At 59.8% G+C, this 21683-nt stretch carries 18 protein-coding genes and 1 pseudogene; 16 read left to right on the top strand and 3 right to left on the bottom strand.

The features are described from left to right. Positions 1–17 precede the first annotated feature (17 nt). The 7 genes from ACXJJY_RS07935 (at position 18) to pyrF (ending at position 6701) form a co-directional block, all read left to right on the top strand. Entirely contained in the window at positions 18–947 is a 930-nt protein-coding gene (locus tag ACXJJY_RS07935) for a GGDEF domain-containing response regulator (RefSeq protein WP_456386778.1), read from the top strand. Beyond that, on the top strand, positions 944–2302 hold the full coding sequence (rsmB, locus tag ACXJJY_RS07930) for a 16S rRNA (cytosine(967)-C(5))-methyltransferase RsmB (RefSeq protein ID WP_456386776.1): 1359 nt from the start codon (positions 944–946) through the stop codon (positions 2300–2302). The genes ACXJJY_RS07935 and rsmB overlap by 4 nt, the downstream gene beginning before the upstream one ends. Positions 2303–2398: 96 nt before the next feature. After that, positions 2399–2989: a DUF6657 family protein gene (locus ACXJJY_RS07925; protein WP_456386774.1), complete on the top strand. Its 591-nt coding sequence runs from the start codon at positions 2399–2401 to the stop codon at positions 2987–2989. 3 nt (positions 2990–2992) lie between these two features. Continuing rightward, the gene (locus ACXJJY_RS07920) at positions 2993–4102 is read left to right on the top strand and encodes a M24 family metallopeptidase (RefSeq protein WP_456386772.1); all 1110 of its coding nucleotides are present in this window, start codon (positions 2993–2995) and stop codon (positions 4100–4102) included. Between the two features lie 112 nt (positions 4103–4214). Next, entirely contained in the window at positions 4215–5525 is a 1311-nt protein-coding gene (locus ACXJJY_RS07915; RefSeq protein ID WP_456386870.1) for a PhoH family protein, read from the top strand. A gap of 60 nt (positions 5526–5585) precedes the next feature. After that, a complete protein-coding gene (locus tag ACXJJY_RS07910) occupies positions 5586–5918 on the top strand; it encodes a hypothetical protein (RefSeq protein ID WP_456386770.1) in 333 nt (110 codons plus the stop codon). Between the two features lie 24 nt (positions 5919–5942). Continuing rightward, the gene (pyrF, locus tag ACXJJY_RS07905) at positions 5943–6701 is read left to right on the top strand and encodes an orotidine-5'-phosphate decarboxylase (protein WP_456386768.1); all 759 of its coding nucleotides are present in this window, start codon (positions 5943–5945) and stop codon (positions 6699–6701) included. 24 nt (positions 6702–6725) lie between these two features. Here the strand turns inward: pyrF and ACXJJY_RS07900 are convergent, their stop codons facing one another. The 3 genes from ACXJJY_RS07900 to radA form a co-directional block, all read right to left on the bottom strand. Next, entirely contained in the window at positions 6726–9893 is a 3168-nt protein-coding gene (locus ACXJJY_RS07900; RefSeq protein WP_456386766.1) for a DUF5714 domain-containing protein, read from the bottom strand. Positions 9894–9916: 23 nt separating this feature from the next. After that, on the bottom strand, positions 9917–10510 hold the full coding sequence (locus tag ACXJJY_RS07895; protein WP_456386765.1) for a hypothetical protein: 594 nt from the start codon (positions 10508–10510) through the stop codon (positions 9917–9919). 129 nt (positions 10511–10639) lie between these two features. Further along, the gene (gene radA / locus ACXJJY_RS07890; RefSeq protein ID WP_456386763.1) at positions 10640–12004 is read right to left on the bottom strand and encodes a DNA repair protein RadA; all 1365 of its coding nucleotides are present in this window, start codon (positions 12002–12004) and stop codon (positions 10640–10642) included. A gap of 137 nt (positions 12005–12141) precedes the next feature. On the opposite strand from radA, the gene ACXJJY_RS07885 reads away from it, so the two are divergent. From ACXJJY_RS07885 to ACXJJY_RS12990, 9 genes and pseudogenes are all read left to right on the top strand, one after another. After that, positions 12142–12606 carry a hypothetical protein gene (locus tag ACXJJY_RS07885; RefSeq protein WP_456386761.1) on the top strand — a complete coding sequence of 155 codons (465 nt, stop codon included), beginning with the start codon at positions 12142–12144 and terminating at the stop codon, positions 12604–12606. Positions 12607–12609: 3 nt separating this feature from the next. Beyond that, positions 12610–13698, top strand: coding sequence for a hypothetical protein (locus ACXJJY_RS07880; RefSeq protein ID WP_456386759.1), 1089 nt, complete (start codon positions 12610–12612; stop codon positions 13696–13698). Between the two features lie 34 nt (positions 13699–13732). Next, complete coding sequence (locus ACXJJY_RS07875) at positions 13733–14851, top strand: hypothetical protein (RefSeq protein WP_456386757.1); 1119 nt, start codon at positions 13733–13735, stop codon at positions 14849–14851. Positions 14852–14915: 64 nt separating this feature from the next. Next, positions 14916–16928, top strand: coding sequence for a hypothetical protein (locus ACXJJY_RS07870; protein ID WP_456386755.1), 2013 nt, complete (start codon positions 14916–14918; stop codon positions 16926–16928). 110 nt (positions 16929–17038) lie between these two features. Next, positions 17039–17428: a CRISPR-associated protein Csx20 gene (gene csx20, locus ACXJJY_RS07865; RefSeq protein ID WP_456386753.1), complete on the top strand. Its 390-nt coding sequence runs from the start codon at positions 17039–17041 to the stop codon at positions 17426–17428. Positions 17429–17430: 2 nt separating this feature from the next. Further along, positions 17431–19443 (top strand): adenosine deaminase family protein, encoded by a 2013-nt coding sequence (locus tag ACXJJY_RS07860; protein WP_456386751.1) that lies wholly within the window; start codon positions 17431–17433, stop codon positions 19441–19443. After that, positions 19440–20081 (top strand): phosphoesterase, encoded by a 642-nt coding sequence (locus ACXJJY_RS07855; protein WP_456386735.1) that lies wholly within the window; start codon positions 19440–19442, stop codon positions 20079–20081. Before ACXJJY_RS07860 ends, ACXJJY_RS07855 begins: the two co-directional genes overlap by 4 nt. Before the next feature lie 55 nt (positions 20082–20136). After that, positions 20137–21471 (top strand): TIGR02221 family CRISPR-associated protein, encoded by a 1335-nt coding sequence (gene csx2 / locus ACXJJY_RS07850; protein ID WP_456386733.1) that lies wholly within the window; start codon positions 20137–20139, stop codon positions 21469–21471. Further along, positions 21455–21683 (top strand): annotated as a pseudogene (locus ACXJJY_RS12990) (hypothetical protein); the annotation flags it as partial. The gene csx2 and the pseudogene ACXJJY_RS12990, both read left to right, overlap by 17 nt.

The raw sequence follows: 21683 nt of genomic DNA, 5'->3' as shown, positions 1-21683 counted from the left end.
GATCTCCCTTTCCGATCATGACCGAGCCCCACAGACCATCACTGCTCCTGGCCGACGACAGCCTGATTGTCACTAAACTGCTCAGCCGGGTTCTTGGCGAGGCCGGTTACCGTGTAACCGCTGTTCAGAGCGGCGACGAACTACTGGCCCTGGCCCCGGTCCTGAAGCCGGACCTGATCCTCCTTGACGTGGACATGCCTGGTCTCTCCGGCTTCGAGGTCTGCCGCCGGCTCAAGAAAGACCCCGACCTGGCGGACATTCCGGTTCTTTTTGTCACCGCCCGTACGGAAAAAGAGGATATCGTCACCGGTTTTGCCGCCGGCGGGCAGGATTACGTGACCAAACCCTACACCCAGGAAGAACTCCTGGCCCGGGTCCAGACCCACCTTGCCCTCAAGCAGGCCCAGGAAAAGCTCAAGGCTTCCGAGGCCCGCTACCGGGAACTGGCCATCCGCGACGACCTGACCGGCTTCTACAACACCCGCTACCTCTACCAGACCCTGCAGGGCCAGCTGGACATGCACCGGGCTCAGAACCGGTACCTGTCGGTGATCTTCATAGACATCGACGATTTCAAGAACGTGGTCGACACCTATGGCCACTTAAACGGAAGCCGCATCATCGCCGAGCTTGCCAATGTGGTGCGCCTGGTCCTGCCCGCCGACTGCTACGGGGTCAGCTACGGCGGCGATGAGTTTGTCATCGTCCTGCCCGGCCACGACCGGGATCAGGGTCGAATCATAGCGGAAAAGATCCGCCATGCCATCGAAGAAGCCGAATTCCTGGCCGAACAGGGCCTCTCCGTCCACATCACGGTCAGCTGCGGCCTGGCCACTTTCCCGGACGACGCCCAGACCCTGACCGACCTGCTGGCCCATGCCGACCATGCCCTGTTCGCGGCCAAAAACCAGGGTAAAAACCACGTCACCGCCTTTTCCGAACTGTGAAAAATACCCCCTGTCCCCGCTCCCTTGCCATCCAGGTCCTGGTTGCCTGGCATGATTCCAGAGAAGTGATCGCCTCCCACCTGGACCGTATGGTCTTTGGCCGGAACCTGCCGGACCGCGACCGGCAGTTGGCCGTCCGCCTCGTCCGCGGCGTGCTCCGCCAGCTCCAGTACCTGGACCGCATCCTGGCCCGCTACTCGAAAACACCGCCGGAAAAAATGAAACCGCTCACCCTGATGGCCCTGCGGGTCGGGATACTGCAACTGCTTTTCCTGGACAGGGTCCCGGCAAGCGCCGCTGTCAACGAAACGGTCAAGGCCCTGCGCCGTGCCCGGCAGCCCCGCTGGCTGACCGGTTTTGTCAACGGGGTCCTGCGGCGAATCGCCCGGGAACACCAGGAGGGCCGTATCCCGGCCCCCGAAAAAATGAATCCCCCGGTCCACAATCACCCCGGCTGGCTGGTAAAACAGTGGAATCAACGGTTTGGCGGCCCTTTGACCTGGGCCATCTGTGAGGCCAACAACCGCGAACCGAGCCTGTGCCTGCGGACCAATACTCTTGAAATTTCTCCGGACGAACTGCTCCAACTCCTGCACAGCAAAGACATCGAGGCGATTCCAGGCCGCTTTTCCCCGGACAGTATCATCCTCCCTGCTCACAGCGGCTCGGTCACCAGCCTGCCCGGTTTTGACAGGGGGCTCTTCCAGGTCCAGGACGAAGCGGCCCAACTGGCCAGCCTCCTGCTCGGTCCCCTGCGGGCCGGGCGAAACTACCTCGACGGATGCGCCGGCCTGGGCGGCAAGTCCCTGCACCTGGCCTCCCTGCTGGAACAGGGGGCCATGCTCACCGCCCTTGAACCGGACAGCCGCCGGTTCCGCCTCCTGCGCGAAAACCTCCGGCGGCTCGGCCTCCCGGGCCGGGTCAACCCGGTGCAGACAACCATGGAAAATTTTTGCGTCCGCTTCGGGATTCGCTTTAGTGGCATCCTTATCGACGCTCCCTGTTCCGGAACCGGGATCATCCGCCGACAGCCCGATATCCGCTGGAACCGGCAGGCAAACGACCTGTCCCGGTACCGGAAAAAACAGCTCCAGCTCCTGGAACAGGCCGCCACGCTGCTCGCTTCCGGCGGGGTGCTGGTCTATACCACCTGCTCGCTGGAACCCGAAGAAAACGAGGAGGTGATAGCGGCTTTCCTGGACAACCATCCGCAGTTCCGGCTCCAGAGCTGCCGCGATCTTCTGCCGGCGGCAGCCCGGGAACTGGTCGACCGGGAGGGATTCTTCCGTCCGACTCCGGCCGACGGGATCGACGGCTTTTTCGGCGCCCGCATGGTCCGCGGAGATGAAGATTGAGCTTTACAGGGAAGTTGCCTATACTGGTGTGGGCATCAAGATCAAAGAACAGGAAGAATGGCAACGGTATCCAAACCGGTGCCAGGGAGAACAGAGATGGCTGAAATCAAATCCACCATGGATCTTGTCATGGAACGGGCCGCCCGCATGGGCAAGGCCTCCAGTGAAGAGCTGCAGCAGGAAGAAGCCCGTAAGGAGGGCATGCGGCTGGCCGCCGACTACCTGGCCGGCAATGTAAAAAACCCGGCAGCCGAACTGGAGGCAAAAGACCCGGCCCTGCAGACGACCATCCGCCGGGGCATGATCGAAGGACTGATGCGCAACCTCTCACTGCCGCGCGACGAGGTCCAGAAACAGCGCAGTGACCGGGCCGCTGACGGTCTGGTCGAGCTCAGCGGCGGCGCCGGCGATATTGCCGCCATTTGCCGGGAGATAGGGCACATCCTTGGCCAGTACAACCAGCACCGGGACCAGCTGCGCACCCAGCTCGAAGAGCAGGTTCGCATGCAATACGAGCAGCTCATGGGCCGACAGGGAGCCATGCAGCCCGATGACGTGAAGCTCGAAGCCACGCTGCAGCAGAAGTTCCAGGAGGAATGGAGCCGGATCGAAAACGATCTCACCGGCCAGTACAACCAGGCCCTCGAACAGCACAAAACCGTACTCAAACAGCGGCTCGGAACCTGACCCATGGCTGCGCTGCGCTATCCCGCCCGAATCCATCGGCTCCAGCAGGCGCTCAGGCGAAGGAAACTTGACGCCATGCTGGTCACCCAGCCCCACAACCGGCACTACCTGAGCGGCTACAGGGCGACTGATCACACCATCCAGGAATCCGCCGGCGCCCTGCTCATACCGGCCACGGGCGAACCGTACCTGCTCACCGATTCCCGTTTCCACCTCCAGGCCGGGGAAGAGGCTCCGGGCTTCCGGATCGAACTCTACCCCCGCGGCCTCAAATCCCGGCTGCAACTTCTGCTGCCCAGGCTTCACATTCGGAGTCTTGGCTTTGAAAGCGACTACATGCTTCATGCCACCGCCCTCAAGCTCCAGACCATGGCGGACAGGATCAGCCTCACCCTGGTGCCGCTCACCGGCCTGGTGGAACGGATGCGGGAGATCAAGAGTGACGGGGAGATCAAGGCCATCCGCAAATCGGTCCAGCGTAACGAACAGGTCTTCCAGCTGGTCTACAACACCATCGAGCCCGGCATGACCGAACAGGAGGTGGCTCTGGCCCTGGAGCTGACCATGCGGGAGCTGGGGGCCGAGGCTCCGAGCTTTGAAACCATTGTCGCCTTTGGCGAAAACGCGGCCAAGCCCCATGCCGTCCCCACCGGCCGGGTACTCCGGACCGGCGATCTGGTGCTGATTGACATGGGTCTTGTCCTGGAGGGCTACTGCTCGGACATGACCCGCACCTTTGTGGCCGGCAGACCGGACCGGACCTTCAGGGAGCGGCTGCGGGTGGTTCGCCGGGCCCAGATCGCCGGCATGGAGGCTATACGGGCCGGGGTCACCTGCCGGGAAGTGGACCGGGCCGCCCGCCAGGTCATCGAGCGGGCCGGATACGGAGAGGCTTTTGGCCACGCCCTGGGCCACGGTGTCGGCCTGGCGGTCCATGAAGAGCCACGCGTCTCCAGCCGCTCGAAAAAAAAGCTGCGCCCGGGCATGGTGGTCACGGTGGAACCGGGAATCTACCTGCCCGAATGGGGAGGTATCCGCCTGGAAAACATGGTGGTGGTCCGCGAGGACGGCTGCGAAAACCTCAACCAGGATACCACGTTCCTTGAATTATGAACCTATCCTTCGCTCCCCGGAGGGACACGGCTCTTCCGCCGCCACGTCGTCCGGGGCAACCGGCGAGACAACCCGTCATCAACGACACTTCCCTGACCGGCAATCCGAGACCATGACCAAATACTTTGTTCTGGACACCAACGTCCTGCTGCACGACGCAGACGCCATCTTCGCCTTTGCCGACAACATTGTCATGCTGCCCATGACGGTTGTCGAAGAACTGGACAAGTTTAAAAAGAACAACGACGAACTGGGCCGCAACGCCCGCCAGGTCATCCGGACCCTGGACCGGTTGCGCCAGAAAGGGAACCTGGGCCAGGGCGTCAAAATGGATAATGGTGGCACCCTGCAGATTACGGTGGGCAAGGAAAAGCTTGAAAACGGACTCATCGACCTGACCATCCCGGACAACCGCATTATTGCCACGGCCTATAACCTGCACGACAACGGCAACCGGGTCATCTTTGTCTCCAAGGACATCAACGCCCGACTCAAGGCCGATGCCCTGGGCATCGAAGTCCAGGACTTTGAAAAGCAAAAATGCGATGTCAACACTCTCTACACCGGCTGGCGTCAACTCAAGGTGGCATCGACAGTGGTGAACAGGTTCTATGACAGCAAGATACTCGCCCTGAAGGACATCTCCCTGGTCATAAACGAGTTTGTCCTCCTCCGGGACCAGGACAACCCCAAACATTCGGCCCTTGGCCGGGCCGTGGACCAGAGCCACATCAAGCACCTGAATTCCAGCTTTGAATCCGCCTGGAAGGTGCGGCCCCGCTCCAAGGAACAACGCATGGCCCTTGAGCTGCTGCTGGATCCGGAAATACCACTGGTCACCCTCACCGGCCAGGCGGGTACCGGCAAAACCCTGCTGGCCCTGGCCGCCGGTCTGACCGGCACCATGGACCTGGGACAGTATGAAAAGCTGCTGGTCTCCCGGCCGGTCATTCCCCTGGGCCGGGACATCGGCTACCTTCCCGGGTCCAAGGACGAAAAGATGAAACTGTGGATGCAGCCCATATTTGACAACCTGGGCTACCTGATGGGTCTCAACCAGGGACGCAAGGAAAAGGAGACCACCCAACAGCAGGTCAACCGAATGATCAGAGATGACGAGATTGAGCTGGAAGCCCTGACCTACATCCGCGGACGCTCCATCTCCAAGCAGTATGTGATTATCGACGAGGCTCAGAACCTAACTCCGCACGAGGTCAAAACCATCATCAGCCGGGCCGGTGAAGGCACCAAGATGGTTCTGACCGGCGACCCGGAACAGATCGACAATCCCTACCTCGATTCAAGCAGCAACGGGTTGAGCTATACCGTGGAACGCCTCAAGGGCCATGCCATCTTCGGTCATGTCACATTGACCGCCCCGGAGAGAAGCCAGCTCTCCTCGCTGGCAGCCGAATACCTGTAGAACGTGGAACAGGAAAACGGAAAAACCAATAAACAAATACAAAAAATACAGGATAAGATCATGCGTCAGTATGTCATAGACGAACTTTCCTTTCTTGAACGCGACAACATCGAAAGCTACCTCAAACGAACCCTGAAGCCGGGCCCCATGGAGGGTATCTTCTGGCTGGAACTGCCCCGCGACCTCTGGTCCGAGGCCCAGCAGGGCCACGAAAAATGCGCTCCGTTCTACATTGCCGTGGTCCTTGAGGAAAAAGCGCTCAAGTTCGAGTTCCTGGTCCGCAATTCCGACAACATGCACTGCTCCTGCATTGCCCGGGCCACCCCCACCCAGCGCCAGTTCGTGCTCGACTTCGCCGACAGGCTCCTGGAAGAGGAGATGGTCTCGGCCTGAAATTCCAGAGGCACGAAACGCAATATGAAAAACGAAAAAAAAGAAAAAGGAAAAGAAAGAGAAAGAGAAAAAAAGATTCCCCTGGAGGAGCGGATCATCTTCGCCCTCGACGTCCCCGCCGCGGACACGGCCCGGGAACTGGTGGAAGCGCTGGATGGCCGGATACGCTTCTTCAAGGTGGGGTTGCAGCTCTTCCTGGCCGGCGGCTGGCCGGTGGTGGAACATATCGCCGGCCGCGGCAACCGGGTCATGCTCGATCTCAAGCTCTACGACATCCCGGCCACCGTGCGGCTGGCCGTGGAACAGTTCCGTGACCGGGGCATCACCTTTGCCACCGTGCATGGCTACCGACCGGTGGTCGAGGCCGCCCTTGAAGCGGACAGCGGGGTGAAGATCCTTGCGGTGACCGTGCTGACCTCCATGGGCAGCCAGGAGCTGACGGAGCTGAATTTCGAGGGTACGGTGGAAGACCTGGTCCTGACCCGGGCCCGGCGGGTCCTGGATGTCGGGTGCCACGGCCTGGTCTGCTCGGCCCGGGAAGCCTCTGTGCTGCGTCGCGAACTGGGCACAAAATTTGACATGATCACCCCGGGCATCCGCCCGGCCGACAGTGCCGCCGGGGACCAGCAGCGCATCGCCACCCCGGGCCGGGCCATTGAAGACGGCAGCGATTACCTGGTCATCGGCCGCCCCATCCGGGACGCGTCCGCGCCCCTGAAGATGGTCAGCCAAATACAGGAAGAGATCAACACCGCCCTGCGGAGCCGCCGGAACCGACCCTGAACCCGGACCGGGCATCAAGCTGCATCACAACATCTTCAGCTTCGGCAACTCCTGCGCCACTGGTTCCATACCCCGGGCCTCTGCCTGCCGGTGTTCCCACAGCGGACAGCGGCTGCCTATGCACTCCCGATTCTGCCGGTACTGGCTGCAGTGGATCACACTGTCGGCCCGGAGAGAAATTCCGAAATACCGGGGCGCCAGGGTCGCGGTTTCTCTCAGGGCCAGCCAGGTTTCCCGCTGGCAGCAACGGCCACCCCTGATACCGGCAATGGCCGCCAGCACCCTGGCCCCGAACTCCTGGGCCTGCTGGCGGGGATCCGGGGTAAGCGGCGTGGCCTCCAGGATGAGAGAGGCCGCGATTCCGGCCCCGATGGCCGCACCGCAACTGCCCCAGAAACCGCAGGCCCCGCCGGGGACTCCTGCTCCGCGCTCGATCCCTGCATCAATGATTTCTCGACTGATCCGCCCTCCACTGTTACGGTACGCGGCCAGAATGATCCCCGGCACCATGGCATGATGCTCGGGTCCGTGCATGGGCAGGGCCGGATGGGAACGAATAATCGAGAGCAGCCGAACCATATCCTGCTCCGGATTTTGCAGGCAGATACGACGCAGCACATCCAGAGCTTTTTCCTGGTGACACCGGTCACAGATAAAGTGCCCCTCCCGGCAACGGCTGTTGGTCCGTTGACGGCTGCCGCAGAAATGACAGGCCTGCTCCCGGGCCTTGCTGTCATAGACAAGCTCCGCTCCACAGAGCATGCATCCACTCCGATGACGGGCGATGGGCTGCACCGGCGGCCGGACGGCATCGGCCGTCAAGGCCTCTTCAGGAGGGGCAGCGCAGCAGCATGGCTCCTGCTCCACGTTGACCACCTGCCCGTCACCATCGAAGACAAAGACCTCGGAACCGAACCCGGCCGCTTCAGAGGGTGCCATCCATACGGTTCGGCCACGATTGAGCATGTCTCCTCCTTCGGCGACAAGGGCCTGGTGCGGCCCTCGATACACCACCTGGACCAGGTCGTTTCCGCTCTCAACAACCGGCTTCCCTGCTTCATAGGTAAGGGAAAAAAACCGGTCCCCGCCCACCTGCCGGTAGAGGGAACGGCTGTGGAAGAAAATCCCGGTCAACCCGCAATCCTCAAGCATCTGGACCAGATCCTGCTGGACCATGGCCCCTCCCAGGCACTCACCACGCAACCGGGCGGAGTTGCGTATGGAAGGAGCCACCGGACCATCGGTGACAATATCGGAGACAATCAGGCGCCCGCCTGGTTTGAGAATACGGGCTATCTCAAGATAAGTCCGCCGTTTGTCCGGGCTGAGATTGATCACGCAGTTGGAAATCACCACGTCGGCGCAGCCATCCTCCAGGGGTATGGACTCGAGAAATCCTTTTTTAAACTCAATGTTGTCGTATCCCAGCCGTTCGACCACCGATTTTTTCGAATCACCGGCCAGTTGCAACATGTCGTCGGTCATGTCGATTCCAAAGACCTGTCCCTCCGGCCCGACCCTTGCCGCAGCGAGGAAACACTCCACCCCGCTGCCCGATCCCAGGTCGACCAGGGTCTCGCCCGGTTGCGGATCAGCGTCCTTTACCGGGCTGCCGCAGCCATAGGAACGCTCGGTGGACTGGCCTGGAATAAAAATGGTCTCCAGCCCGGACGGCCCAAAGGGATTGACGATATCAGCCCTGGTCTCCCGGGCGGCCTCGCCGTAAAACTCGCGCACCGACCGGTGGCCGTCCGTCCCGGCCAGGGAAACCACGCAATTGCAGTGGGTGAGGGAAACCGAGCCGTCAGATCCCGATTCATCCCCGTCAGGACAATCAAAACGAAGATCCCCCATCCGCAGCCGGAAGAGACCCTGATCCGGATAGCGGCCCGCCTCTCGGACAATGAGATGCAGGACCAGGCGGTTGGCCAGCTCCAGGTAGGGATCGTGGCCGACAAAGCTGGACCCGTGTACGTAACTGTGATCCGGATCACCGCCACCGGTGAGGAAACGAAGCGGATCCGCCGCCAGGTCCGGATCATCCATAAGAGAAGCCCGGCGGACCTCTGCCAGCACCGGACTCTGGCGCCAGACCGAGGTGAGCCCCTGGTCCAGTCCACCGCAGTCCAGGGCTGCAACCCGGACCAGGGCCGGTGACGGATAGATCCGCCCGTCAGGGCCAACGGCCAGCGACTCCCAACCCATGCCGCTCAAATCATACCTGGTCCCCGGCATGGAGAAAACCTGGGCCTGCAGGGCCTCCAGGTTGTCGAACCTGAGCCCCAGGCCGGCGCAGATCTCACCGGTCTCCACCATCCTGTCCGCAATACGCCCGGGCGGAGCGAACAGGTCCTCACCGCCCCGCCCGCGGACAAAATGATACATCACATGCAGTCCGGCAGCACCCCAGGAATGCGCCAGCCTGGCCAGCGCCGGAAGCTGGTCCACATTGAGCCGGTTGACGGCCACAGATACGGTTACCGGCAGACCGGCGGACCGGACGGACCGCATGCCGGCAGCCAGGGCCGCGAAGCTGCCCCGGCCCCGGAGGTGATCATGCTGCTCTTCCAGCCCGTCCAGGCTCACCTGCAGATGCAGCCTTTCCAGGTCAAGGGCGGTCAACTCCGGCAGCCACCGCCCCAGCAGCAATCCATTGGTCAGCACCACCGCGTGAGCCCCGGGATGCAGCTCCTGCACCCGGGCCAGTACTTCGACAAAGCCCGGATAGACAAAAGGCTCGCCACCGGTAAAATAGAAAAGCCTGCACCCCGCCCCGACACTCTCCTCCAGACTGCGGTCGAGCGAATCCCGGGCCAGGACCGGGCCAGCGGAAGGAGAAGAGCCGAAAAGACAGTGCCGGCAGGCCAGGTTGCAGCCATCGGTCAGGTGATACCAGACCTCCCTCAGCCCCCTCAGCTCCAGATGGGCTGCCCGGCCCCGGTAAGGCTCTGGCTCCGGCCCGTCGAGAGCCAGGGACAAGCGGTGGAAGTCGTGGCCGAGCTGCCGTGCGTCTCCACCGTGCCGGGCCTGGTACCAAAGTATCGCCTCTTCAGCAGTCCCGCATTGCATTGCCGCCTTGAGTAAACGGTCACCACGGGTAGAGGGGACAAACCAGTCAGGGGCTTCAGGGTTCACATAAACAGCAAGACCGTCCTGCTCCAGCCGGTGCAGACGGGCTGACCAGTCTTTCATAATGGTACCGGTTCAAAAAATATTCAGGAAGTCGGAGGTGACGGAGGCGGCGGCTCCGGCAGGAGACGCCGCCTCTTGACCTCGTACACGGACAAAACAAACAGGGTGGCAAAGGGTTGGGTAAAAAGCGCCCCCAGGCCGGTGGAATTGCCAACCGATGTCAGGACCACATAAACCGCCACGACGGCAAACTGCTCGGACAGCGGCTTCTGAACGGCCATACGCCAGGACTCGGCCAGTGCGTCAAAAAGCCCGAGCTTCAGGTCGGTCATCAGGGGCAGGAGATAAAGGCAGACGAAACTCACCGCAACCAGGGCCACCAGGCCCGGGATGACAAGCAGTGAAAAAGAGAACAGGAGGACCAGCAGCAACAGAATACCGAGCCCCAACAGGGGAAAAAAGAGGTCCATGTGGGCAAAGAGGTCCCGAACCTCGGGCCGCCGTCCTTCTCGCAGGGCCAACAGCAGTGCCTGCATGTAGCCGGCGGTGCAGACCGGCCCCATGATACCCAGGGTGATCATGCTCACCCCGATGAGCGCCAGGCTCAAAAGCAGCATCTGGGGCAGGAAACGGACAAAAACAGTCCAGGCGCGTTCCATGTGATAACCGAAATCCATTGCTCTCCTCCCTGATGATGGCGCGGTACCGGTTCACCGCGCATTGACCGCAGTTTTACGCGACTGATCGCCCATTGTAGCGGGAGAAAACCGGCCAAGCAACCGGAAAGAACGACCCTCCCGGCTGTTCTATCCCGCGAACAGCCCGGAGACAATATCCTGGACCGTACGAACCCCGACCAGGTCGATACCGGGCGGCACCTTGCCCTCGAGCTGGCGCGCGGACGAAAACGGCACCAGAAACGTCTTGAACCCGAGACGCTCGGCCTCCCGCAGCCGCAGCTCCATGCGGCCCACACCCCGTACCTCCCCGGCCAGCCCGACCTCGCCGCAGACCACTGTCGCCTGATCAACGGTCTTTTCGTAAAAACTGGAAAGCAGCGCCACCACCATGCCGAGATCAAGAGCCGGCTCGTCGATCCTGATTCCCCCGGCGATATTCAAAAAAATGTCGTGGTTGAACAGGGTGACCCCGATCTTTTTTTCCAGAACCGCGGTCAAGAGGGCCAGACGCTGGGGATCGGCGCCAATGGCTGTCCTCCGGGCCGTTCCCAGGCTGGAAGGGCTGACCAGGGCCTGCACTTCCACCAGGATGGGACGGGTTCCCTCCACTGAGACAAGGACCACGGAACCGGGCACGTTTACGGGCCGCTCGGCCAGGAACAGGGCCGAAGGATTGGCCACCTCGTCCAGGCCGCTCTCCTTCATCTCGAAGACCCCGATCTCGTTGGTGGAGCCAAACCGGTTCTTGACCGTTCGCAGTATCCGGAACACCTGGCCCCGGTCGCCTTCGAAATAAAGCACCGTATCCACCATGTGCTCCAGAACCCTGGGACCGGCCAGCGATCCGTCCTTGGTCACATGACCGATCAGTATCACCGGCAGACCGGAAGACTTGGCCATGGTAAGCAACCGGGCCGTTGATTCGCGTACCTGGGTCACCGAGCCCGGGGCCGAGCCAACCTCTTCCGAGTACATGGTCTGAATGGAGTCCACGGCCAGCAGCAGAGGCCGGACATCCCCGGCCATATCCATTATCGACTCAACATTATTTTCCGTGGCCAGGAGAATGTCTTCACCGGCAATACCCAGCCGGTCGGCCCGCATGCGGATCTGGCGGGCCGATTCCTCGCCGGTCACGTACAGCACTTTTCCCGAACAGGACAAAGCCGCAAGAAGCTGCAGAATAAGGGTCGACTTGCCGATACCGGGATCACCGCCAATCAGCACCAGGGAGCCGGGCACGATCCCGCCGCCCAGCACCCGGTCCAGTTCACCAATCCCGGTCACCAGCCGCTCCTGCTCCCCGGGCACGGCCTCGGTGAGGGGCTGCATGGATGCCTGGCTTCCTCGTGTCTTCCGGACCTTCCCCGGCCGCCTCTCCTCGACAAGCGACCCCCACTCCCCGCAGTCAGGACAGCGCCCCAGCCATTTCCGGCTCTCGTACCCGCACTGCCCGCAGATAAAAACCAGCTGCTCTTTTCCAGGTGCCACAAATTCTCCTCAAACCTTTGGGCCCCAACCCCTTTGGGGAATTGTAGCCAAAGCAGGCGCATAAACCGTAAAAAAGTTATAAAATCAAAAAGATAGACTTGAAACAATGTCTCACGTCTGATTTACTTGAAAGTATCATGGCAATAAAGAAAAAAAGCAACCCCGCAATAACCGCCCTGAACAGTTATCTTCGCCGGCCGGACCTCTCCATCCTTGGTGATGCCATCACCAGCCTGCCGGTCAGCCAGTGGCACGAACGCATGTTCTTTGCCGGCGCACCGGACAAAGAGCTCAGAAATTATACAGACGACGTTTTCCCGGCGACCATGCGCAGGGACAGGACAACCCACCCTGTCTTTGTTCTGCAGTGCACCCAGACCGGCCACCTGGTCTGTCCGTGTTCATCCAGGGGTCACCGGGGGAGGCAGCGCTACATCCGCTGCGGCTGTATCCTGGAAATAAGCGGACGAACCACGGAACAGGACTCCTTTCTCGTGGAAGATTGTACCTTCACCATGCCCCTGGACTACCGCTTTTCCAGGAAATTACAGTTCCTCGGCAGAGTACCGGAAAGCTGCATCTCCGGATACACAGACAGGTAGAATATGACCATCGGTAAAAAGGCTGCCGCTGCGCTTGAACAATGGCTCGCAAGCCCTGGAGGTTACCGGGAGCTCCAGCAGACCGTCCTCAGGCTTACCCGTTTGTCCCCGCCGACCGGAATGGACCATGTCCTGCCGCGTCCGGAAGCCAACAGCTCCGAACAGGACGTAAAGGAAGACCTGGCCCAGGATTTCGCCCTGTTTCTGGTCCAGGACTTCATCCCGCTTTTGGATGGCAACCTTGACCTGGCCCACGGCATCCTCACCGGAAGGACCGGACCGGTTCTCAGGTATGCCTGGAACCGCTTCTGCTGGCGCAGACAGGACCGGTCGAGAACGAAAAAAAACGACACCAGAAGCTATCTTCACCGCAAGTGCCGCGATGCCATTGGAAAAGACAAAAGGTTCTCCGTCCGGAAACACAAAAAAAATTTCCTTCTCTACTGTCCAGCCGGGAAAGCTGCCAACGCGGCGGAAACAGACTGCGCCGCCCGGGATGGATATGGGGACTGGCCGGCTCCTCCGGCCGGAAAAGGAAGGCCCAAAGACTACCTGTTCAAAGAAGCATTTCTCGCTGACTCGGCCCTTTTTTTCTGGGAAGAAGCCGTTCAACGCCTTGGAACCGTTTTTTTTCTGCCGGTGCGGGAACTGACCAGGTACCTGGCCCACCATCACCGGTGGGTCAACCTGCCGCAACGGGACACCAAGCCGGCCGAGGAACACAGCCTGTCCGCAGATATCACGGGAATGGAAGAGCACCTGGACCGGCGCCTTGCCCTCGAATCCATCGACACGCTGGCCGCAGACTTCATCTCCGGCCTGAGCACCATGAGCTGTCAGATTTTTCTCTGGAGCCTGGAAGAGCCCCCAGTCACCTACAGCAAAATGGCTTCACGGCTTGGCCTGCCTGACCACAACCATACCTACAGGCTCCACAGGAAAGTACTGAAGGCCATGAAAAAGTTCTGTTCTTCCTGGCCCGGTCCCCCACTCCACGACCTGCCGGAAGAAGTGGGCCTCTTTTTCATCGAAGCGGCACAAAAAGAGGCAAAAAAACGGCTGGCAGACCGTAACTCCAAACAAAGGGCTTAATGTATTTCAATCTTCATCCAGAAAAGTACTGTCCATGAATATACCGCCAACAAGCAATCCGCTGACAGCCGCCTGGCAGCTTGCCAGGCGGCTGCGCTCCTGTCCGCCGGATGCTGTCCTGCACGATAATCCGACGGTCGAGCTCCTGGCCCATCTCAAAATCTGCCCTGATTGCAGGGCGGACCGGGCCACCCCCCTGCCTGGCATCAGGATAGACATTCCGGATACCGGCCGGGACGGACACCCCGGACCGGTTGCCGGTGAACTCTGGACCCTGCGCAATGACCTCGGCGGCTGGGGCCCGAAGGATCGCTATTACAACCCTCCGGTGGTTCTTGTCACAACTGTTCACAAGGGCGGCTTTGCCCATGTCATACAGACATACGGAGACCGGACCCTTGCCGGACCGGGAGACATCATCCTGGGCAGAGAACTGGACGGTTTCGCGGAACCGTGGAACCGGTACACCCTGAAGGCGACCGACCTCGGAACACGGCTGGCCAAAATTTCAGACCAGACCCTGGAGCAGGTCAAAAAAGCCCTGGAGCACGATCCCTCCGGGCCTTCACCTGAACCCGGCTCGCTTCTCTGGTTTTTCCGGCAACTGGAAATCGAAACCGGGTATTACTTTGCCAACCGGTCCGTTACCCGGATCATGGAAGAGAACACGACAGCCTGCCGGAAGGTCTTCCCTTTATCCTATCGGGATTCTGAAGAACTGCTTACGGACCTGGCCCGATTTCCCCTGCGCCTCCCCAGAGAGGCAGGCGCATCCATTCTCCAGGCACTGGCCACAGTCCTGCCCGCAGACGATCTGCTGCCAAAAGCAGCAGCCCGGCAAACTCCTGAAGAAATCCAGCCCCTGCTCTTTACCGTGGAACAGGGCAGGATCGTGAAGGTCGAGGCGGTTTCCGCTATCATTACCGCCCGGGAATCAAGGGACAATGTCCTGTCTGTCACCGGGACCTGCGAGCTGTGGGCAAAGGAAGACTGCACATGGATTTTCCGGCTACAGACCGAAAACAGCATGATCGAGCCTCTTCCCGGCCGGCATGGAGCAAGCGAAGGCGTCTTCTGGGCAGCCTTTCCCAGCCCTGAATCACAAAAAGAACCCGAGGGTACTCTTCTTGTCCGCATACTCCGCAACCAGTAAACCACAAACTGCCGCAAAGAACCACTGGCATCAGCTGCGCGTTCTGCTGCAGCAGTGCCCGGCCATGGCAGATCTCCTTCTGCGGCGCCCATGTCCGGCCCTCCCGTCCCATGACACAGACCTGGAACAACTGGAACAGTATGCGCGCCAGGCGGCCCTGACCACTCTTTTTGCCAAACATCTCCTGAGCGGCCTGCTCCTTGCCGGGAACTGCTCCTCCGACATCTGCAGCGAGTACACCAGGCAACTCATCCACCGCCACTTACCGGAACTCGACCCTGAAACCGCAATCAATGCCGCCTGGACAAGGGTACCGATCCTGACCTGCCAGGGACAAACCGGCTCTGTGGTGTGGTTTCTCCTTGGCAGAACAGACTATGGCACGGTAACCGGCTGCGGCAGCCCCATAGCTGACCCAACGGCTCACAGGGCCATTGTCGAGGCCCTGCGCCAGGTATCAGGCACAGGTCCGGGATACGCGTACTGGAGCCTGCAGGACGATCAGGAACCGGGTGTTCACGGCACATCCCTGGGACTTCCGATCGTCCTCGCGGCCTGGATTCTCAACCAGGGACTCCAATGGCCCGGCGGCCTTTTTGCCACCGGGGCTGTTGACGCCAACCGCCGCCTCCATCCGGTCGCCCATATCGAAGAAAAATACAAGGCAGCTGCCTGGGAAAACAGGCTTTTTCTGATGCCGACGGACGTTCTTCCCGATGCTCATGGTGACCTTGCCGGTACGCTCTCCTGCGATACTCTTGATGACGCTCTTTTTGCCGTGTCCTGGTTTTCCCGCGGCATCAGCCCGGAAAAATCCTCCCTCTACCAGTCCTGCCTGCATGATCCCGACCTGCTGCTGAGCTCCTTCCATGCCCTGCCCGCTGAGCTGTTGTCATTCCCGCAATATCGCAAACCGCTGCTCCGGATCGAAAAAACACCAGAGAAATACCTTGGCAAACTCAGCGACTGCCTGCAACGTTGCGGATACGATCCGACACGGGGACAATACCTGGTCCGGCTCTGCCCTGCCCCGGACGTGGGCAGCCTCATCGACCGGTTGTCCGGCTCCGGACTTGACCTGTTCCGCTGGTGCCTGGCACAAATCAGCTACAGGAACCACCTCGGCAATGTCAGCGGCTGCCGGGAATGGATTGATCTTGCCGCCAGGCTCGGAAAAAAGATAGGCTGCGACCCTGAAATCGGCCAGTTCTTCAACCACCGCATGGTCACACTCCGCTTCAACCGCTACGATTTCCGCCCGGAACCGCCCGAAGAACTTGCCGCATTTCTTCACACCGAAGAACGCCTGCGGGAAATCGCGCCCAGAGACAACTGGACCCTCGGGGCGATATACGGCACCCTGGCCCAGAATTACGGATTCTGCGGCCCGAAATACCTGGACGACCTGGTCAAGGCCGCTGCCAGGGCCGAGGAAGCCTTTGGCCTCAAGTACGACCGGGAAAAAAAACGGCTGGTAAACTACCGGATCCATGCGCTCCTTGATGCGAACAGGACAGATGAGGCTACCAGCCTCCTGCCCGGTTACCTGGAACTGGAGCCCTCGTCCGGTCCGCAGGAATGGTATGCCACTGGCTTCGACATGCTTAACACTCCTGAAAAAAGTGACAAAGTATTTCAAGCCGCCCTGGTCTTCCGCTTTCTCGCCGATACCGGTTACCGACCTGCCGATACCGGTTTACCCGGGCTTGCAGCCGCAGTATTGAAGCGCCATTCCCACCCGTGGCAGCTCATTGCCCTGAACCTTGGACAATTGCTCCTGGCCGTCCACCTGGAGCAGGAAGCAGACATCCTGCTCCGCCACTCTGTCCGGATATGCGAGAGCGGCGGCGAAACCCTGCGTCCCATGGCCCTGCTGCCTCTGGCCAAACTGCACGAAACCGGCCTGGCAACGGACAGGGATTATAACCTGGCCTGCGAGATACAGGACTGGATTCGGCAGACCGACCAGCTTGAGCAGGACCATTTCCAGTCCATCCTTACCGTACCGGACGGCCGGGAACTGCTGGATACCGTGTGCCATTGGCGAGCCCGTCTGTTTCCCTTCAGTTACAGGTAGCATGCAGGCCGGTTTTTGATGAAAAAAAGAAAAAAAGAAAAAAACGAAAAAAGAACCGCCCTGACCGTAAGGAAAGACAGAACCAGTGAATCGAAAAGAAAGGTTACAGCATGCAGGATTTGTATTTATTGTTCAACCACCGGCTGACCAGCCACCAGGCCGAGCAGGCGAAACAGGAGCTCGGGGTGGACAACATCATTGAACCACCGGACAACATCACCAGGCTCTGGGCCAATATTCCGCCGGAGCCGGAATCCATCCGGCCTGTTCTGGAGCCGGTTTTCACCTGGATCGACAACGAGATCCGGGCAGGCTCATTTCTTTTGGTCCAGGGCGATTTCGGGGCCTGCTTCCTGGTCATCAACCATGCGGCGGCAAAGGGAATCACCCCGGTCTACTCGACCACCAGGCGCGAGGCCGCGGAACAGCACACCGACGACAAGACAGTCAGGCTCGCCCACACCTTCCGGCATGTCCGGTTCAGAATCTATGGCAGATAGTGATGACAAACTGTCTGAAGACTGACCACAACAGAAACAAGATAAATGATCTGCAAGGTAGCGTGATGCCCGAGCGAACCATCAACCTGCTGACAGCTGTTGGCACAAACAGCGACCTCATTTTGCAGTTTGCCGATTTTTTCAATGGCGGCCCCCGGTACACCTACCGTCCGGAGGCAGAAAAAATCCGCCGTTCTTTCGGCGGCGCAAAGATAGCGGACCTCTACCTGATTATCACCCGGGACACGAAGGTCCTGAAGGTTTACAACAGCCTGATATCGATCCTGGAAAAAGAGTATCCGGAAATTTCCATCCATCCCATTTCGCTGGACTGCAGCGATATAACGGACCGGGAAACCGACACCAGGGCCCGTGACCTTATCTACAAAAAAACCGCCGCCATAGCGGGCCCGGACCTTGTCCTGTCATCGGCCGGCCGCAAGCAGATAACCCAGCGTCTTATCGAAGCTGGCCTGCTCTATGGCTGCGCCGGTTATCTTGCCATCACCGTTCCACCGCGGCTCGAGCGACAGCGAAACGACATTCGCCGCCAGACAGAACAGTTCCACGTGGTCTGGGCCCCGGCAGCGGAATTTTACCAGGAAAAACGAACCCGTATCATCCGCGATCAGCTCGGAGACACGTTCCGCTCGCTCTACCTGCTGCCGGCCCATATCATAAAATATCTGCAAAACTCCCATATTGGCTGTGATCCGCGCCGGACCAGGGAAGAAATCGATTGGCTTCGCAAGCTCCCAAAAACGGATCTCCACTGCCACCTCGGCGGCGCCTATGATTTTACCCTGCTGCGGAATCTGGGCCAGGCTCTGCTGACAGACTGCAAGATAGAAAAACGGATCCAGGACCAGGCCGCCAAAGATATGGAAAACATAATCGGTACACCTCTGTCCCGCCTGAGCCCGGAATCTCTTCGCGGTCTGTCGCCTGACGCCGTACACTGCCTGCACGGGCTTGGGGTGCTCAAAGAACGACTGAAAGAAAGGTACCAGGCCTACGTCATCCACGCGGTCCTGGTCACCCGCCTCTCGGAAGCACAGCTGGAGAAGATCGCCCTCGACGGGTATGACCGGGCCGGGCGGGATCTGGTCTGGTACATGGCCAGCGGTGACCTTGCCGGGTCTGGCCTTTTGCAGACCTCCGGCACCCTGCGCCTGGCCGTGGAGTGGCTCATCCGCATGGCGGCCGGGGACGGGGTCGATTATCTCGAAATACGATTCTCGCCCGGAAACTACACCCGGGCCGGCCTTGATATCAACCGGGTCATCGACCTGGTGACCAGCCATGGAGCGGAGGTAGCTGAAGATTGCGCCATCACGGTCCGATTCCTGATCATGGCCACCAGGCACAAGGACAGCACAGAGATGAAAAACCATGTCAGGGCCACCCTGAGAGCCTGGGACGACCATCCCGGTCAAAACAGAATGGTGGTGGGATTTGACCTTGCCGGCCAGGAGGAAGACCATCCCCCGGAGCAGTTTCAGGCAATGTTTGAACCCCTGCACCGCAAATTTGTCGGGATCACCATCCATGCAGGTGAAATGGCCGATGACGACAAGATATGGCAGGCCATGTACCGGCTGCACGCAAAACGAATCGGACACGGCCTGAAACTGATCCGTAACAGGCCCATGATGCACTATGTCCGCGACTGGGGTGTCACCATCGAAATGTGCCCAAGCTCCAACCAGCAGACCAACAGCTTCCGGCGCTGGGACATCGAAGACAAGGGACCGTCCTATCCCCTGAAAGAATACCTTGATTTCGGTATCCGGGTTACGGTCAACACCGACAACCCCGGCATCTCCCGGACCACTGCCAGCCGGGAACTTCTTACTGCGGCCCGTCTCACCGAAAACGGCCTGTCCCGCTGGGATATCCTGCGCCTGGTCAGAAACGGATTCAAGGCTGCCTTTCTGCCACGCGACCAGAAAGACCGTCTGCTCAAGGATGCGGACAAAAAGATATTCGACCTGCTGATCGAGGAAATCGCATGAAAGAGGAAAAAGTTTACACAGTCCGGCGCAGAGAACTGGAAGCCGCAGGGATCCTTGACGGCAAGGACTCTCTCCTGGCTGCGGTTCTTGGCCTACCCCCCTGTTTTTTGCCGCGGCCCAGGGCGGAAACAGACCCGGCCTTCAAACAGGTCATACCCTATCAGGTTTTCACCTGCGGCGATTCTTTCTTTGTCTTTGAGCGTGGCAGCCGGGTCGGGGAGAGCCGGCTCAGCGGCAGACTTTCCATCGGCATCGGCGGGCATGTGAACGAGGACGACAGCGATCATGGCCAGATGACCGAGCAGTCCTTTCTTGGCGCCATGATGCGGGAGCGAAACGAAGAACTGATACTGGACGGGCCGGTTGCCACCAATTTTGCCGGGTTTATAAACGACGACTCCGATCCGGTGGGCCAGGTCCATCTCGGGGCAGTGTTCACCTGTCAGGTCAGGGCCAGAAAGCAGCTCTGCCTGCGCCCGGACAGCGAAGATCTGCACTTCACAGGCTGGTGGACCGCTGAGCAGATCATGGGTGCAAAGGAACGATTTGAAAAATGGTCCATTCTGGCCCTGAAAACCGTGGCAGGTCAACGTAAAAAAATACGAAAAGAAACCGATCCTGGCCGTAACAATAAATAAAGAGGCTGTTTATTCCTGACAACCCAAACCCCGACACCCATCATCGGAGGATTCAATGCGAAAGATCTATCTGAGTTTTCTCGGTACAAGCGACTATATAGCGTGCAATTACCTGGCCCCGGGCCAAGAGACCGTTCAAAATGTCCGTTTCGTCCAGGAGGCCACTATCCAGTGGTTCTGCAGAGACTGGAATGAAAACGACCAGCTCGTCATCCTGACCACCAATGAATCCCGCGCAAAAAACTGGCTCGACAACGGACACCGGGACAGGGAGGGGAAAAAACTCGATCGTGAAGGGCTCCGGACCCGGCTCAACAGGATGGACCTGTTGCCCCGGGTCCGGGAAGTTCTGGTCGCTTCTGGAAAAAACCAGCAGGAAATCATGGACATTTTCCAGACCATGTATGACCTGCTCAAGCCTGGGGACCAGATGTACCTGGACCTGACCCATGCACTCCGCCACCTGCCGCTCCTGGCCCTGGCCATGTTGAATTACGCCAAGGCGATGAAAGAGATACAGGTCCATGCGATCGGTTACGGGGCCATGGAAGCTCTGGGGCCCAGCTACGAGGTCAGCAAAATGGAACTCAGGGACCGCAATGTCCCGGTTTTTGATCTTCTCCCATACGACCGGATTCTTGAATGGTCCAGTGCCATAGACCGGTTTGTCAGTGCCGGAGACGCCAAAGGTGTCGCCGCCCTGGCAAACATGGAAGTGAAACCTGTCCTGGTCAGGACACAGGGACGGGACGAGGAAGCAGCCTCAGTCCGTAACCTGGCATACTGCCTGGAGAAATTCTCCCGCACCATCACCACCTGCCGGGGAAAAATGATCACGGAAACAGCTTCTTCCCTGCGACAGGCCATCAGCAGTGCCATTGGCCAGGAAACCGTCACACCGCTGCGGCCCCTGCTCAGGCGGCTGGAGACAAGCATGGCGAAATTTAACGGGGAAAGCATCAACGACGGCATTGCCGCTGCCAGATGGTGCCTGGAACACAACCTGGTCCAGCAGGGATTCACCATTCTCGAGGAAACCATCTTCAGCTGGATCTTGCGTCAGGCCACAGGACTGGCACCAGAGGAGGAAATAAACCGGACCCTGGTCAACCAGGCCGTGACAATCACTCTGAAATCAATTCCGTTCGATGACTGGAAGCGGGAGTCCAGGGAACACCGGGAAATCGCGCAACAGCTCATCTCCTGGCTTGAACCCAACATAGAGCTGTTGGAAAACATGCGTAACCTGGCAGGAGACAGAAACGACATCAACCATGCCGGTATGGTCAACGGGCCCATGCGGCCGGAAAAATTCGATAGCCGGCTGAAAGAATATATCGAGTTTTTCTCCCGGCTCATTGAATCCCGACAGGATGAAGAACCGGCATGAAGCACTCCAGACAAACTCTTGCAGGTATCGATCCATGACGATCAGAGCCCAACGATTCACCTTCCATTGCCGCCTCACCACCGGGGCCAGGCTGCCCGGATACCTTGGCTCCACCCTGCGCGGTGCCCTGGGCTGGGCCCTGAAAAAGACGAGTTGTGCGCTCAGGCGGCAGCAGTGCGCCGACTGTTTGCTCCGGCAGCAGTGCCCCTACG

Source organism: Desulfolithobacter sp. (assembly GCF_054025815.1).
The sequence above is the reverse complement of the archived record's forward strand: the minus strand, read 5'-3'. Positions and strand labels throughout refer to the sequence as shown.